Below are 15380 nucleotides of genomic sequence, written 5' to 3'. Positions count from 1 at the left end.
CGAACTGCGCTCCGAAGAAATTCCCGCACGAATGCAGGCGGGCGCGCGCGGTGAACTGGAAAAGCTGTTCCGGCGCGCGATGGACGCTGCGGGCGTTGCAATGGGCGAGGTCACCGTCTACTCGACCCCGCGTCGCCTCGCGCTGATCGCGCGCGACCTGCCGACCGAGACGCAGGCCGTCAGCGAAGAAGCCAAGGGCCCGCCCGTGGGCGCGCCCGACCAGGCGGTCGACGGCTTCTGCCGAAAGAACAACGTGACGCGAGACCAGCTGGAAGTGCGCGAGGTAAAGGGCCGCGAGACGTACTTCGCGGTGATCGACACGCCGGGCAGGGCGGTGCGCGACGTGCTTGCCGAAGCGATCCCGGCAATCATCCGCGACTTCGCCTGGCCCAAGTCGATGCGCTGGGGCGCGGCGTCGATCAGCACCGAGAGCATGCGCTGGGTGAGACCCCTCAGCGGCATCGTCGCGCTGCTGGGCGACGAGGTGGTCGAGTGCGAGGTGCATGGCGTTACTTCGGGCGCGGTCACATTGGGCCACCGGTTCCACCACTCGGGCGACATCACCATCGGCAACGCGGACGACTATGCCGTGAAGCTGCGCGCTGCGCATGTGATCGTGGACCATGAAGAGCGCGCCGCGCTGATCCGCGATGGCGCAGCGAAGGTTGCCTCGGAAGCCGGGTTAAAGCTCGTCGAGGACGAGGGTCTGGTGGTCGAGAATGCCGGGCTGACCGAGTGGCCGATCCCGCTGCTGGGTCGGTTCGAAGAAGATTTCCTCGAAGTCCCGCCCGAGACGATCCAACTCACCGCCCGCGTGAACCAGAAGTATTTCGTGTGCGAAAGCGCGGACGGCAAGCTGGCCAACGCGTTCATCTGCACCGCCAATATCGAGGCGGAGGATGGCGGCGCGGCCATCGTGGACGGCAACCGCAAGGTGCTCGCGGCACGGCTTTCCGATGCGCGGTTCTTCTGGGACGTGGACCGCAAGAAGACGCTCGCCGAACACGCCGAGGGGCTGAAGCGAATCACCTTCCACGAGAAGCTGGGCACGGTCGCCGACAAAGTCGAGCGGGTCGCCAAGCTCGCCCGCTGGCTGGTGGAGGAGGGGATTGTTACTGCTCAACCCCGTCATTCCCGCGCAGGCGGGAATCCCGCTTCTTCAGGTGCGGGCGCGGAAGGAAGCGGGACCCCCGCCTCCGCGGGGGTGACGAAAGAGGATTTGGCCGAAATGGCCGAGCAGGCCGCGCGGCTGTGCAAGGCCGATCTGGTCACCGAGATGGTCGGCGAGTTCCCCGAGTTGCAGGGCTTGATGGGCGGCTACTACGCCCGCGCCGAGGGGCTGCCCGATGCGGTCGCCGACGCGATCCGCGATCACTACAAGCCGGTCGGGCAGGGCGACGATGTGCCGACTGCTCCGGTGACGATGGCGGTGAGCCTGGCGGACAAGCTGGATACGATTGTGGCATTTTTTGCTGTCGGGGAAACGCCAACCGGATCGAAAGACCCGTTTGCCCTTCGACGCGCGGCTCTCGGCATCATCCGCATTTTGTCTGAGCGTGGCTTGCGATTGTCGATGGATCGAGTGACGATGCCCATTGCGAAGCTCCTCGCTATGCATATCGCGATTGGTGAGTATCGGCGCTTGGGTGAGGCCGACGTTTCATTGATCGAAACATGGTATGACGCGGCAGTCTCTGATCGTCCGTTTCAGTTTTCCGACAATGGTGCTGCTTGGCGATACCAAGAGAATCTCGCTGGTAAGCAACACATGGCAAATGAACTGAGCAAGCCCATTCACTGGGTTGAATCAATTTACCTTGCTCTCTTGGATGGTGTCGAGAACCTCCTCGACTTCTTCGCCGACCGCCTGAAGGTCCAACAGCGCGAAGCCGGTGTCCGCCACGACCTGATCGACGCGGTGTTCGCGCTCGGCGGGGAGGACGATCTCGTCCGCCTGCTCGCCCGCGTTCGCGCGCTCCAGAGTTTCATGGAAACAGAGGACGGCACCAACCTGCTCGCCGGGTACAAGCGCGCGGCGAATATCCTCAAGAAGGAAGACTGGCGGGGCGCCGAGCAGGAAACCCCCCAGAACGGCGAAGAAGACCCGCTGGTGCTGGTCGACGATCCGGACATGAGAGATATTGTCGCGGCTCAGGTGGCAGAGCAGGGCAAAAAAGCGCTGTCCTACACGCCCGAACCGGCCGAGAAGGACCTGATCGATGCGCTCGACGCGGCGGGGCCCAAGGCTGCGACCGCGATCGGGGCGGAGGATTTCGAAGGCGCAATGTCCGCCCTCGCATCGCTGCGTGCACCGATCGACGCGTTCTTTGACAATGTGACCGTGAACGATCCCGACCAGGCAAAGCGCGCCGCGCGCCTCGCTTTGCTTGCCCGCTTCCGTGCCGCAGTGCACAATGTGGCAGATTTCTCGAAAATCGAGGGATGAGAATTTGGGCCTATAACACTGTGTCAGGTGTGTCAGGCGACCCGGAAGGCATGATGTAATGAGCCAGACAGTCTACCCCTTCGGCGGCAATGCCGATCACTCCGATCCACGCCAGAAGGACAAGACCATTACCGGCGGCAAGGGCGCGAACCTTGCCGAAATGGCGAGCATCGGCCTGCCGGTGCCCCCCGGTTTCACCATCACGACCGAGGAATGCTTGCGCTACCTCGACGGCGCGCACGAATTCACCGATGCGCTGAAGGCCGCGGTTGCCGATGGCGTCGGCCATGTCGAGCAGACCGTGGGCAAGAAGCTGGGCGATGCGAGCGATCCGTTGCTCGTCTCGGTCCGCTCCGGCGCGGCGATCTCCATGCCCGGCATGATGGACACCGTGCTGAACCTGGGCCTCAACGACGAGACGGTGAAGGGCCTCGCAGCGACAAGCGGCGATGCGCGGTTTGCGTGGGACAGCTACCGCCGGTTCATCCAGATGTACTCGGACGTGGTGCTCGGCCTCGATCACGGATTGTTCGAGGAAGCGCTGGAGATCATGCGCGAGGATAACGGCTTCTACTCGGATACCGAGATGCAGGCCGAGCATTGGGAAGCACTGGTTGGCGAATACCTGGAAATCGTCGCGAACGAGCAGGACGAGCCTTTCCCGCAGGATGTGAATACTCAGTTGTGGGGTGCGATCCGCGCAGTGTTCGACAGCTGGGATAGCGAACGGGCGAAAATCTACCGCCGGTTGAACGACATCCCGCACGATCTGGGCACGGCGGTGAACGTGCAGGCGATGGTGTTCGGCAATATGGGCGATACCTCGGCGACGGGTGTGGCCTTCACGCGCGATCCCTCGACCGGGGAGAACGTGTTCTACGGCGAATGGCTGGTGAACGCGCAGGGCGAGGATGTGGTGGCGGGCATTCGCACGCCGCAATACCTCACCAAGGCGCGGCGCGAGGAAGCGGGTGCCGACAAGCCGAGCATGGAAGAGGCCATGCCCGAGGCTTACGGCGAACTGGCGCGCGTGTTCGACCTGCTCGAAAAGCACTACAAGGACATGCAGGACATCGAGTTCACGGTGCAGGACGGCCAGCTGTTCCTGCTCCAGACCCGCAATGGCAAGCGCACCGCCAAGGCCGCGCTCAAGATGGCGGTGGACATGGAGGGCGAGGGGCTGATCGACCAGCGGACCGCGATCCTGCGGATCGACCCGATGGCGCTCGACCAGCTGCTGCACCCCACGCTCGACCCCGATGCGCCGCGCGACGTGCTGACCAGCGGCCTGCCTGCCTCGCCCGGCGCGGCTTCGGGCAAGATCGCGCTCGACGCCGATACGGCCGAGCTGTGGGCCAATCGCGGCGATGCGGTGATCCTGGTGCGGGTCGAGACTTCACCCGAGGACATCCACGGCATGCACGCGGCGAAGGGCATCCTGACCGCGCGCGGCGGGATGACCAGCCACGCGGCGGTGGTGGCGCGCGGCATGGGTCGGCCCTGTGTGTCGGGCGCCAGCGGCGTGTCGATCGACAAGGCCGCGCGCACGGTCAGGATCGGCTCTGCCGAATTGGCCGAAGGCGATGTCATCACGCTCGACGGCGGCAACGGGCAGGTCATGCGCGGGCTGGTCCCGACGATCGAGCCGGAGCTGGCGGGCGATTTCGCGAAGGTCATGAAATGGGCCGACGAGGCGCGCCGCATGGGCGTGCGGACCAATGCCGAAACGCCCGAAGACTGCAAGACCGCGCGCAGCTTCGGAGCGGAAGGCATCGGCTTGTGCCGGACCGAACACATGTTCTTCGATGCGGACCGGATCATGGCGGTGCGCGAGATGATCCTCGCCGAACGCGAGGAAGGGCGCCGCGCCGCCCTCGCCAAGCTGCTGCCCGAACAGCGCAGCGATTTCGAAGCCATCTTCGAAGTGATGGCGGGCTTGCCATGCACGATCCGCCTGCTCGATCCGCCGCTGCACGAGTTCCTGCCCGCCAGCGACGGCGATTTTGCCGACCTGGTGGAGGCTACGGGACTTCCGGCAGAGCGGCTAAAGCAGCGGGTGGCCGAGTTGCACGAGTTCAACCCGATGCTGGGCCACCGCGGCTGCCGCCTCGGGATCACCTACCCCGAAATCTACGAGATGCAGGCGCGTGCGATCTTCGAGGCAGCATGCGCGGTACAGAAGCGCTCCGGCGAGGCGCCGCTGCCCGAAGTGATGATCCCGCTGGTCGCGACGGCTCGTGAGTTGCAGATCCTGCGAGCGCTGGTCGACCGGGTGGCGGAAGAGGTGTTCGGCGAGACAGGCACGCGCGTCGAATACCTCGTCGGCACGATGATCGAGCTGCCGCGCGCGGCTCTGATGGCGGGCGAAATCGCCGAGGAAGCGCGCTTCTTCAGCTTCGGCACCAACGACCTTACGCAAACCACGCTGGGGCTGAGCCGCGACGATGCGGGACGGTTCCTGGGCGCCTATGTCGACCGCGGCATCTTCGCGCGCGATCCGTTCGTCAGCCTCGACGTGGATGGCGTGGGCCAACTGGTTGAGCTTGCAGCCGAGCGGGGGCGCAAGACGCGCGGCGACATCAAGCTGGGGATCTGCGGCGAGCATGGTGGCGACCCGGCGAGCATCGGGTTCTGCGAGAAAGTGGGGCTCGACTATGTCAGCGCCTCGCCCTTCCGCGTGCCGATTGCGCGGCTGGCAGCGGCGCAAGCGGCTCTGCGGAAAACCTAGCTCCAGCCCGTGAGGGAGAGGATTTCGAAAGTCTCGCTCACCTTGCCATCCGGCTCCTTGAGCGACTCGAAACCGGCCTGCGCACGCGCCCAGCTGGAGCGGGTGAAGGCCGGCGGAGCATCGGCGAGGATGCCGCCCAGCCCCTGATCGCGCAGGTCCGCGACAAGCCGGTTGAAGTCGCCGTAGCGCGCCCGAAGGGTGCGGCTGTCGACCACCTGCTTGGTAAAGCCTGCGCGACTCATCAGCCCGCTCGCCGCCGGACGGTCGATCTGCGGGTGGATGCGTGCATGGGTCCGCTCACCATCAGCAACCTGTACAGCCTCACGCATCGCGGGGAGTGTGCCTGCGCCTAGGCACTGGGCGATCATCATGCCGCCCGGTTCCAGGGCATGGCGGACATGCATCAGCGCGCCGGGCAGGTCGTTGAGCGTGTCGAGAAGACCAAGGCTCAGCACATAACGATAGGTGCGGGGGTAGGGCTGCTCCTCATCGAAGTCGTGCGGCCCCACGCTCTCGACATCGAACCCACGCGAGCGGAGTGCGGGGGCAAGCTGCCCAGTCATGTCGCCCATCAGGAGCGCAGAGCCCGGGTCGGCGCGGGTAAAATCCAACCGCTCGACAATATCCTCGACCATGTCGTCGAACACGAAGGTCGCCGGATCGCTCGATTGCTGCCGGCCCAGCGCACGGAGGAAGCGCGCCTGCCTGCGGGTGTGCGAGAATATCCGGGGCACGCTTCGTTGGTTGGGGCGATCGGTCATGCCGCTTGCCTACATGGGGGCGGGGGGGCAGCTTAGTGCGCGATGCCCGCCATCCCATTCTCCTCCGCTCTGAAACCGCTGGTCGATTTCATCTACCCGCCGCGATGCCCGCTGTGCGGGGAGGGGACCGCAGCGGGCCCGGGCCTGTGCGGTGCGTGCTGGGACACGCTCGACTTTCCCGGAGAGCCTGCCTGCACGCAGTGCCAGACACCGCTCGAAACCGCCGCAATGGGCAGCATTTGCACCGCCTGTCACCTGCACCGGCCCGAGCATGCAGGAATCGCAGCGGCCATGCTTTACAATGATCCGGCACGCCAACTGGTGCTCAGATTCAAGCATGGAGGCAGGATCGGCCTCGCCAAGCTGATGGGCCGACTGATCGCCGCGCGCCTTGTCAACGCACCCGCTGATGCGGTGCTGATAGCGGTGCCGCTCCATCGCGTGCGGTTATGGATGCGCGGGTATAACCAGGCAGCGCTGCTTGCCCGGGCTATCTCCACGCATACCGGAATGGCGGTGATGGTGGACGGACTCAAACGCACACGCGCAACGCCGAAGCTTGGCGGGCTCGGACGCAAGCAAAGAGCAAAGGTCTTGCGCGGTGCCATTCGTGTGAACGAGGCGCGCGCAGCCTCCATCCGGGGCCGCCATGTGGTTTTGGTCGACGATGTGCTGACCAGCGGCGCGACGAGTTCGGCCTGCGTTCGGGCCTTGCTGGTCGCGGGTGCGAAAAGCGTTCGCATCGCATGCTTCGCGCGGGTAGCCGATCAGTCGACGTCGGATATCGCAACACCGAAACACGAAACGCCCGAGACCGCAAAGGTCCCGGGCGCCGCGTGACGAAATTTTCAAGGAGTGCCCGGCCGTTCCCCCGAAAGGCCGTATGGCAATCCAAAACCCTCGTCTGCACAACGCCGGAAAAACCCCCATCCGGCGATGCGTCCCCCTGAACCCGGCGCGTCTGTGCGGCGCCTCGGCCTGAAGGGTGACCGTCTCCGATCACGCAAAGCAGTTTTTCCAATATGCCCCTCTCTTGCAACGACGTCGTTGTGTTGGCGAAAGGATTCGCCCACCAGTGTTGTGCGGAGGCAACAATCGGGTCACTCAATACCCACACGAAGACAGGAAGTTTTTCATGCAAGGTTGTGATCCAGATGATCGCGAAGATGGCACGCGTTTCATGCCCAAATTCGGTGCCGACCGGCTGGTCACCGGAGTGGTCGTGGATGCGAACACGCGCGAGGTGTTGATGGTCGCCCATCTGGATCAGGAAGCGATCGATGCGACCCGTGAGACGGGGCTGGCGCATTTCCACTCGCGATCACGCGGCAAGCTCTGGTGCAAAGGGGAGACCAGCGGAAATGTGCTGCGCGTGCAGGAGATACACGTCGATTGCGATCAGGATGCGTTGGTGATCGTTGCCGAACCCGCAGGGCCTGCCTGCCACACTGGTGCACGCAGCTGCTTCTACCGCAAGCTCGACTCTGATGACCGGTTGATCCGGCTCGATAGTTGACCTTTACGTAAAGGGGATTATACGGCCCCTATGACCCAAGCCGCAGCCAAGACCGCCTATTCCGGTGCCGGAGCTCATCTTGACCGGCCGGACGAGCACGAACGCGAGACTTACGCGATTTCGGATCTGACCGCCGAGTTCGACTGTACGGCCCGCGCGCTCCGCTTCTACGAAGATGAAGGGCTGATCGCCCCGACCCGCAACGGGCTATCGCGCATCTATTCGCAGCGCGACCGCGCGCGCCTCGCGTGGATCATGCGCGCCAAAAACGTCGGTTTCAGCCTGGCCGAGATCAAGGAAATGATCGACCTGTACGACTTGGGCGATGGCCGGGTCGAACAGCGCCGCGTCACGATCGAGCGGTGTCGCGCGCATGTCGCCAAGCTGAAACAGCAGCGCGACGACATCGATTCCTCGATCAGCGAACTCACCGCTTTCATCGCTCACGTCGAGCAAGTCGACCAGGACTGAACCCCTACTAAACCCCTCTGCCGCAAAGGACCCTCCGATGCCCAGCTATACCGCCCCGACCCGCGACTTCCGCTTCATCATCAACGAAATGCTCGAGCTGGAAAGCTACGGCAACCTGCCGGGCTTCGAGAATGCGAGCACCGATATGGTGAACACCATTCTCGACGAAGCGGGCAAGTTCACCGCCGAGGTCCTGCAGCCGCTGAACCAGGTGGGCGACCAGGAGGGGTGCACCCGGCACGAAGATGGCTCGGTGACCACGCCGACCGGGTTCAAGGATGCGTTCGACCAGTTCCGCGAGGCGGGTTGGGGCACGCTTTCGATGCCCGAGGAGTTCGGCGGACAGGGCCTGCCGCATGTCGTCGCCTTCGCGATGGAAGAGATGATCTCTTCGGCCAACCAGTCCTTCGGCATGTATCCCGGCCTCACCAACGGGGCGATCTCCGCCCTCATTGCCAAGGGCAGCCAGGAGCAGAAGGAAAAGTACCTGCCCAAGATGGTCAACTGCGAATGGACCGGCACCATGAACCTGACCGAGCCGCATTGCGGCACGGACCTGGGCCTGATCCGCACCAAGGCCGAACCGCAGGCCGATGGCAGCTACGCGATCACCGGCACCAAGATCTTCATCTCCGCCGGCGAGCATGACATGTCGGAGAATATCATCCACCTCGTGCTGGCCAAGACGCCGGGCGCACCCGACAGCTCCAAGGGTATCTCGCTGTTCGTCGTGCCCAAATTCCTCGTGAACGAGGATGGCTCTGTGGGTGAACGCAACGGCGTGATGTGCGGTTCGATCGAGCACAAGATGGGCATCCACGGCAACTCGACCTGCGTCATGAATTATGACGAGGCGAAGGGCTGGATGGTCGGCGAGGAGAACAAGGGCCTCGCCGCGATGTTCATCATGATGAATGCTGCGCGCCTCGGGGTTGGCGTTCAGGGCCTTTCGCAGGCCGAAGTTTCGTACCAGAACGCGGTGACCTATGCGCTGGATCGCCGCCAGGGACGTGCGCTGACCGGCCCCGCCGAACCGAACGAGAAAGCCGATCCGATCTTCGTCCACGCCGATGTGCGCCGCATGCTGATGGACGCGAAAGCCTTCAACGAAGGCATGCGCGCCTTCGCATTGTGGACGGCCCTGCAGCAGGATCTTAGCCATGCGCTGCAGGACGAGGACGAGAAGCAGCTGGCGGACGACCTCGTCGGGCTGATGACCCCGGTCATCAAGGGCTACGGCACCGACAAGGGCTACGACGTCGCCACCAACATGCAGCAGGTTTATGGCGGGCACGGCTATATTGCCGAATGGGGCATGGAGCAGTTCGTTCGCGATGCCCGGATCGCGCAGATCTACGAAGGCACCAACGGTGTGCAGGCGATGGACCTGTGCGGGCGCAAGCTCGCCCAGCACGGCGGACGCGCGGTGCAGGCGTTCTTCAAGCTGGTCGACGATACGGTCGCCGAAGCCAAGGGTGAGGAAGACCTCGCCGAACTCGCCACCGCGCTGGAAAAGGCGGTCGGCGAGCAGAAGGCCGCGACCATGTGGTTCATGCAGAACGCGATGGCCAATCCCAACCACCTCGGCTCGGGAGCGCATCACTACATGCACATCATGGGCATCACCTGCCTGATGCTGATGTGGGTGAAGATGGCGCGCGTCGCCAAGGCTGCGCTGGCCGATGGGACAGGCGACGCAGCGTTCTACGAGGCCAAGCTGGCCACCGCGCGCTACTTCGCGGATCGCTATGTCCCAGATTGCGGTGCCCTGCGTCGCAAGATCGAGGCGGGCAGCGACTCGCTGATGGCGCTGGGCGAAGAGGCGTTTGCGACCGCCGCCTGAATATGGGTCGAGGTGCTAGCGAGCTGCAACACCCGCTGTAGCGCCTAACAGCTCGGCTGCACCTCGACACGCCTGTTGGAGGCCTTGCCTGCCGATGTCTCGTTATCAGCGACAGGCTCGGCTTCTCCCTTGCCGGCAGCAGTGACATTGGCTGCATCCACACCCTTGTCGATCAGCCATTCCACCACCGCTTCTGCGCGTCTTGAGGACAGGTCGAGATTATACTTGTCGGAGCCATCGGAATCGGTGTGGCCTTCGATCACCACCTTCAGCTTCGACCGGTCGGTCAATGCCGCAAGGATCTGTTTCAGCGCAGGCTCCGCGTCCGGCCGGATGGCACTGGAATCCACGTCGAAATTGATGCCGTAGACGATTGCGGCGCGGCACTGGTCAAGCGCCGTCCCAACGGGGTTGGGCGGCGGTTCCTTGCCCGGTGTGCAGCTGGTCGGCGCACCGCCGGGTTCGCCGATGATCCTGCCGAAGGAGCGTCCGATCATCGCGCCGGAGAGCTGGTCTTCCGAATTGATCACCGCGACATTGGGCACGGTATCGCTGCCTACGACATATTTGAGCAGGCCGTTTTCGATCCCGCCCGAGACGGTGTAGCTGGATCCCCCGCTCGTGCCGCACCCGGTAACAAGCGCGCCGTCCTGGATCAGTTCGATCCGGTTGGCGGTCGCGCCGCTGCCGCCGCCGCCTGTCAGCCAGCGACCGGTAAAGTGGTCGTCGGTGGTCTCAACCGGTTCCTGCCTGCCATACCCGAACAGCTCCGTAAAAGCCGTGCCGTGATAATCTTCCGGGTCGACAACCTCGCGCCCCTCAAGCGTAACCCGGATCCACCGCACCGCCTGCTTGCGATCCACCGAGAAGAGCTGCTTGTCGTCATATTGCTCAGCTTCGACATCGAATTTCGCGAGCGTTACAAATCCCTCATCCGGCGATTTTGCCGAGCCTTTTACCGTGACCGTGCGGATATGCGTGCCCTTGCAGCAGCCAAAGCTGGACTGCGGGGGAATGCCGAACTGCGCGAAGGTGGTCGCCGCCGGGAGTTCGATTGTTACAACGATCGGTTCTTCCGGCCCGGTCGGGTTTCGCGACAGGGCGACATAGCCCAACCTGCCGTCCAGAACTGCCCCTGCTGCGAGCCGCTGCGTCTTGGGGTCGTAGCGGATCGGGAAGGCCCCTGCGCCATATGTCAAAAAATCGATTGGCTCGCCTTCGCTATCGACAGCGATATCAGTATCCGAGCTGGAGCGTCCGCCCTTGGCGATGGCAGTTTCGTCAGCCGGATCGGCGGTCGCAGCGGACGTTTCGTCTGCACCCCCGCCGCAGGCAACGAGCCCCAAGCCAACTACGGCCAATAGAAAATCGGACTTGAGACCTCGCATGGAATTCCCCCCCGAAGACTTCGCTCGTTGTTCCACCGTCCAGCCTGCCCTCTGACCGGCGGGATTACTCAGGACCGCGACCTTTCACTCGCCCCGCTCGGCGCGCGCGAAAGCCGTTTCCCAATCGACGAGGTTATCTTTTGCCTCACGTACGAAGGGGCTGGCGCGGACATAGCGCATCAGTGCCCATGCCAGAGCGGAGCCAGGGAAACGAAGCGGGCGGGCAAACTGGCACAGCAGCACGATCCGATGCTGGTCGGTCCGGTTCCACACCTCGTGTTCGTAAGTATCGTCGAACACGAGCCATTCGCCTTCGCGCCAATTGAGGTCCTGATCCTCTACCTGCATCGTGCAGTCGTGCCATTTGGTGGGCACGACCACGCCGAGATGAGCAGTGATGAACGCCTTGGTCACACCGCGGTGACGGCTGATATGCGCACCGGGCGCAAGGATGGAAAAGAAGGCCGAGTTGAGCCCCGGTATGGCGGAAACCAGCTCTGCCGTGCGCGGTGCGCGCGCGATGTTTTCCTCGATCCGGTTGCCGTAACCAATCAGGAAGAAGCTGCGCCAGCTGTCGTCTTCGATGATCCCGCGATGATCGGCCGAGATATCGCGCAGCGGAGGGATCGCATCGACATGGCCGTAAATTTCCTGCGCTTCGCGCTGGATTTCCTGCCAGTGCTTCGCAATCCCCGCCATCCAAGGGAAGTTGCGCGCATCGAACACGGGATCGTTGGAAATCCGTGACGATCTCGCAATAGCGCGATTGATGCCGTGCCGTCGCTTGCGCAGGAAATGGAACAGCGCAGAACGTGCACCATCGGGGGAGGCTTGCCCTCCCGATCCCTGCGCAGAGGGCGGTGGAGCCCCTGTGCCCGACCCCGCTGTTGCGTCGTCCCTGGCCATAGTCGGCCCACTATAGGCCCGGCTTTCCCCCGCTCAAGGGCGTGAAAACAAGTCTTTCAGATAGAACACTTTCACGCCTCGGGCAGGAAATCGGGCACCGACAGATAGCGTTCACCGGTATCGTAGTTGAAGCCGAGCACGCGCGAATCGGCGGCCAGATCGGGCAGCTTCTTCGCAATCGCGGCGAGTGTCGCCCCGCTCGAGATGCCAACCAGCACACCCTCTTCGCGCGCGGCCCGTCGCGCCCACTCCTTTGCCTCGTCCGCAGACACGGGGATTGCGCCGTCGATGGCCGGGGTATGCAGGTTGTCGGGCACGAAGCCCGCGCCAATGCCCTGGATCGGGTGCGGGCCGGGGTCGCCACCGGAGATGACCGGCGACAGTTCGGGCTCGACAGCGAAGGCTTTCATGCCCGACCAGTGCCGCTTCAGTTCTTCGGCACAGCCGGTCAGGTGACCGCCTGTACCTACACCAGTGATTAGTGCGTCTATCGGCGTATCGGTAAAGTCCTCAAGGATTTCCTTGGCGGTCGTGCGCGCGTGAACCTGCCAGTTGCTCTCGTTATCGAACTGGCTTGGCATCCACGCGCCATGGGTTTGCTCGATCAGTTCCTTGGCACGCTCGATTGCGCCCTTCATACCCTTTTCCTTCGGCGTCAGGTCGAAGGTTGCCCCATAGGCGAGCATCAGGCGGCGCCGTTCGAGGCTCATGCTTTCGGGCATGACGAGAACCAGCTTGTAGCCTTTGACCGCGGCGACCATCGCCAAGCCGATACCGGTGTTGCCGCTGGTCGGTTCGATGATCGTACCACCGGGCGCCAGCTTGCCAGCCTTCTCTGCGTCTTCGACCATCGCCAGCGCAATCCGGTCCTTGATGGAACCGCCAGGATTGGCGCGCTCGCTCTTCACCCACACCTCGTGGTCGGGGAACAGCTTCGCGAGGCGGATGTGCGGCGTGTTGCCGATGGTTTCCAGGATGTTGGAGGCTTTCATGGAATCTTCTCCTGCAAGGTCTGTTCGGGGGTTTCCTCTTCCAACGAGGGAGGCGGGTCGAAGGTCCGGGTGTGGCGCAAGACCGGGAAGATCCGGCTCCACATTCCGACGGTGACGATGGCTCCGATCCCGCCGAAGATCACCGCACCGGCGGGGCCGATGATGCTGGCGAGGAAGCCCGAGAATGCGTCTCCACCTTCGTTGGATGCGCTAATGGTGAGCAGGCTGGCGGAGGAAACGCGCCCGCGCTTGTCGTCGGGGGTATGCAACTGGATCAGCGACTGGCGGATGTAGACGCTGAACATGTCCGCCGCGCCCACGATTACCAGCATCGCGAGGCTGAGGGGCATGTTGCGCGAAAGGCCGAACATGATGGTCGCCAGTCCGAACGCAGCCACAGCCCACAGCATCTTGGGCCCGACATTGGTCTTCAAAGGGCGGAAACTGAACCACAGCGCGGTGACCGCTGCGCCGATGGCAGGCGCGGCGGCGAGCTGGGCGAGCCCCGTCTCACCCACCTTCAGGATGTCGTATGCGAAAGGCGGAAACAGCGCGGTCGCCCCGGCAAGGAACACGGCCATCAGGTCGAGCGTGATCGCGCCGAGCACCATCTTGTTCCGGAAGACATAGCGCCAACCATCGATGATCTGGCCGATGGGACGCTGCGCGCCGGTGATCGCCGATCGCGGCACCTTGCCGATCGTACTGATCGCAATGATCGCAACGATGAACAGGCAACTGGCGATGGCATAAGGCAGGGCAGGCGCCGCGTCATAAGCATATCCGCCGATGGCGGGCCCGACGATCATGCCGGTTTGCCAGGCGATCGATGAGAGCGCGATGGCATTGGGCAGGATCGCCTTGGGTACAAGATTTGGCGCAAGCGCGGACAGGGCAGGGCCGTTGAATGCCCGCACGATGCCCAGCAGGACTGCGACGGAGAACAGCGCAGGCAATCCGATCCTGTCGGTATAAGTCATCCACGCGAGGAAACCTGCACCGATCAATTGAAGCAGGATTGTCAGTCGCGCGACCGTCTTGCGGTTGAAGCGGTCCGCAGCCAGCCCGGAGAATGGCGCGAGTACGAACAGCGGCAGGAACTGCAGCAGGCCGATCAGCGCCAACTGTCCCGAGGCGGCAAAGGCATCGAGCCCGTTTTCGCGCGCGATTGTATAAGTTTGCCACCCGATGATCAGCATCATCGCGTACTGGCCGACGATCATGGTGAAGCGGGCGAGCAGGTAGGCGCGGAAATTGTGAATCCGCAGCGGCGTGGTGTCAGGAATGGGTTGGTCAGCCGTCACCCGGCGCCACATGGCACCGCGAAAGCGACGGACAAAGGAAATTTTCCAACTGGGCGTGCAAGCCCAGCTTCTCTCTCGGCCTAGCGGCTACGGCGCAGGCGGGGATTGGGCTGGAGTTCGTCAATCATCATGAGGAAATCGTCGACCCGGATTATCCGTTCGAACTGGAAGCCGGCGCGATTATCCTTGGCCCAGATCAAATAGCCCTCGATCCGGCCGATCACTGGGAAGCTGACGATCACGCGGTCGCCGCGTTCGCCGCCAGTGGCGTTGTCGATCATGAAACCGTTGGCCGACACGTTACTGACATGGAAGGGAACGTCGCCGCGACCGAAATAGTCCGCAATCACTTTATAATCGACCGGGTGGCGGATCGCCGCCCGCTGGTCGGTCACACTGAGATGCGATGCCACAATCAAATCCCCTCGAGGCCCCCATGGCCTCTTCCAGTCCGCCGCTTATGACGGGCAATCGCTGATTTTGCGTTAAACCGCGATGTCCTGAATTGGGACAAAAACCTAGGATTTAAGCGGCTTAGGGGAATATCCTTAGGGCAGCAGGATGCCGTGCTTCTTGCGTCCCAGGGAGAGGCGGCGCTGTGCACCACCGGTAACCGTTACCTGTAGGCCGGGATCGCCCATGACCTCGTCGTCAAGCCGCACCGCCCCTTCCGCAATCTTGCGTTTGGCTTCCTTGTTCGAAGCGGTGAACCCGATCGCGGTAAGGGCGGCAGGCAGGGACATGCCATCGCCCACGCTCAGCGTCGGAAGATCGTCGCCCGCGCCGCCAGCAAATGTCTCGCGCGCAGTCGCTTCGGCCTTGCTCGCCGCATCCTCGCCGCGCACCATCGCAGTTATCGCATTGGCGAGCGCGACCTTTGCATCGTTGATCTCCGCCCCTTCGAGGCGTACGAGCCGTGCGATCTCGTCCAGCGGGATATCGGTGAAGAGCCGCAGGAAACGACCCACGTCACGATCATCCAGATCGGAAGAGCGTCGTGTAGGGAAAGAGTGTGAGATCGCGTG

General features: G+C 63.5%; 12 protein-coding genes and 1 pseudogene. 6 read left to right on the top strand and 7 right to left on the bottom strand.

Going from position 1 to position 15380, the window contains the following annotated elements:
- The first annotated feature begins 31 nt into the window (after positions 1-31).
- Complete coding sequence (glyS, locus tag ACEQXE_RS00680) at positions 32-2446, top strand: glycine--tRNA ligase subunit beta (protein WP_370177007.1); 2415 nt, start codon at positions 32-34, stop codon at positions 2444-2446.
- A gap of 58 nt (positions 2447-2504) precedes the next feature.
- Positions 2505-5174, top strand: coding sequence for a pyruvate, phosphate dikinase (ppdK, locus tag ACEQXE_RS00675; RefSeq protein ID WP_370176966.1), 2670 nt, complete (start codon positions 2505-2507; stop codon positions 5172-5174).
- On the opposite strand, the gene ACEQXE_RS00670 is transcribed toward ppdK, so the two are convergent.
- On the bottom strand, positions 5171-5935 hold the full coding sequence (locus tag ACEQXE_RS00670; protein WP_370176965.1) for a methyltransferase domain-containing protein: 765 nt from the start codon (positions 5933-5935) through the stop codon (positions 5171-5173). The two genes, ppdK and ACEQXE_RS00670, sit on opposite strands and share 4 nt — an antisense overlap.
- 42 nt (positions 5936-5977) lie before the next feature.
- Here ACEQXE_RS00670 and ACEQXE_RS00665 point away from each other — a divergent pair, with 42 nt between their 5' ends.
- From ACEQXE_RS00665 to ACEQXE_RS00650, 4 genes are all read left to right on the top strand, one after another.
- Positions 5978-6775 (top strand): ComF family protein, encoded by a 798-nt coding sequence (locus ACEQXE_RS00665; protein WP_370176964.1) that lies wholly within the window; start codon positions 5978-5980, stop codon positions 6773-6775.
- Between the two features lie 295 nt (positions 6776-7070).
- Positions 7071-7451: a phosphoribosyl-AMP cyclohydrolase gene (hisI, locus tag ACEQXE_RS00660; RefSeq protein ID WP_370176963.1), complete on the top strand. Its 381-nt coding sequence runs from the start codon at positions 7071-7073 to the stop codon at positions 7449-7451.
- Between the two features lie 30 nt (positions 7452-7481).
- Positions 7482-7922 (top strand): MerR family DNA-binding transcriptional regulator, encoded by a 441-nt coding sequence (locus ACEQXE_RS00655; protein WP_370176962.1) that lies wholly within the window; start codon positions 7482-7484, stop codon positions 7920-7922.
- A 37-nt stretch (positions 7923-7959) separates the two neighbouring features.
- Entirely contained in the window at positions 7960-9765 is a 1806-nt protein-coding gene (locus ACEQXE_RS00650) for an acyl-CoA dehydrogenase C-terminal domain-containing protein (RefSeq protein ID WP_370176961.1), read from the top strand.
- 44 nt (positions 9766-9809) lie between these two features.
- Here ACEQXE_RS00650 and ACEQXE_RS00645 read toward each other — a convergent pair whose 3' ends face one another.
- The 6 genes and pseudogenes from ACEQXE_RS00645 to ACEQXE_RS00620 form a co-directional block, all read right to left on the bottom strand.
- Positions 9810-11126: an OmpA family protein gene (locus ACEQXE_RS00645; protein WP_370183175.1), complete on the bottom strand. Its 1317-nt coding sequence runs from the start codon at positions 11124-11126 to the stop codon at positions 9810-9812.
- Between the two features lie 111 nt (positions 11127-11237).
- Complete coding sequence (locus ACEQXE_RS00640; protein ID WP_370176959.1) at positions 11238-12059, bottom strand: aspartyl/asparaginyl beta-hydroxylase domain-containing protein; 822 nt, start codon at positions 12057-12059, stop codon at positions 11238-11240.
- Positions 12060-12130: 71 nt separating this feature from the next.
- A complete protein-coding gene (gene cysK, locus ACEQXE_RS00635; RefSeq protein WP_370176958.1) occupies positions 12131-13051 on the bottom strand; it encodes a cysteine synthase A in 921 nt (306 codons plus the stop codon).
- Positions 13048-14367, bottom strand: a complete 1320-nt coding sequence (locus tag ACEQXE_RS00630) for an MFS transporter (RefSeq protein WP_370176957.1) — start codon at positions 14365-14367, stop codon at positions 13048-13050. Before ACEQXE_RS00630 ends, cysK begins: the two co-directional genes overlap by 4 nt.
- A 68-nt stretch (positions 14368-14435) precedes the next feature.
- On the bottom strand, positions 14436-14768 hold the full coding sequence (locus ACEQXE_RS00625; protein ID WP_370176956.1) for a PilZ domain-containing protein: 333 nt from the start codon (positions 14766-14768) through the stop codon (positions 14436-14438).
- Positions 14769-14903: 135 nt separating this feature from the next.
- Positions 14904-15380: pseudogene (locus ACEQXE_RS00620) on the bottom strand (tyrosine--tRNA ligase); the annotation flags it as partial.

Source organism: Alteriqipengyuania sp. (assembly GCF_964222115.1).
Taxonomy (GTDB): Bacteria; Pseudomonadota; Alphaproteobacteria; order Sphingomonadales; family Sphingomonadaceae; genus Alteriqipengyuania.
This window is presented reverse-complemented; position numbering and strand designations above follow the sequence as displayed.

Excerpts from the sequence above, each read along its gene's own strand:
- glyS (WP_370177007.1), top strand. The coding sequence starts at position 32 with ATGCAGGCGGGCGCGCGCGGTGAACTGGAAAAGCTGTTCCGGCGCGCG.
- ppdK (WP_370176966.1), top strand. The coding sequence starts at position 2,505 with ATGAGCCAGACAGTCTACCCCTTCGGCGGCAATGCCGATCACTCCGAT.
- ACEQXE_RS00670 (WP_370176965.1), bottom strand. The coding sequence starts at position 5,935 with ATGACCGATCGCCCCAACCAACGAAGCGTGCCCCGGATATTCTCGCAC.
- ACEQXE_RS00665 (WP_370176964.1), top strand. The coding sequence starts at position 5,978 with ATGCCCGCCATCCCATTCTCCTCCGCTCTGAAACCGCTGGTCGATTTC.
- hisI (WP_370176963.1), top strand. The coding sequence starts at position 7,071 with ATGCAAGGTTGTGATCCAGATGATCGCGAAGATGGCACGCGTTTCATG.
- ACEQXE_RS00655 (WP_370176962.1), top strand. The coding sequence starts at position 7,482 with ATGACCCAAGCCGCAGCCAAGACCGCCTATTCCGGTGCCGGAGCTCAT.
- ACEQXE_RS00650 (WP_370176961.1), top strand. The coding sequence starts at position 7,960 with ATGCCCAGCTATACCGCCCCGACCCGCGACTTCCGCTTCATCATCAAC.
- ACEQXE_RS00640 (WP_370176959.1), bottom strand. The coding sequence starts at position 12,059 with ATGGCCAGGGACGACGCAACAGCGGGGTCGGGCACAGGGGCTCCACCG.
- cysK (WP_370176958.1), bottom strand. The coding sequence starts at position 13,051 with ATGAAAGCCTCCAACATCCTGGAAACCATCGGCAACACGCCGCACATC.
- ACEQXE_RS00630 (WP_370176957.1), bottom strand. The coding sequence starts at position 14,367 with ATGTGGCGCCGGGTGACGGCTGACCAACCCATTCCTGACACCACGCCG.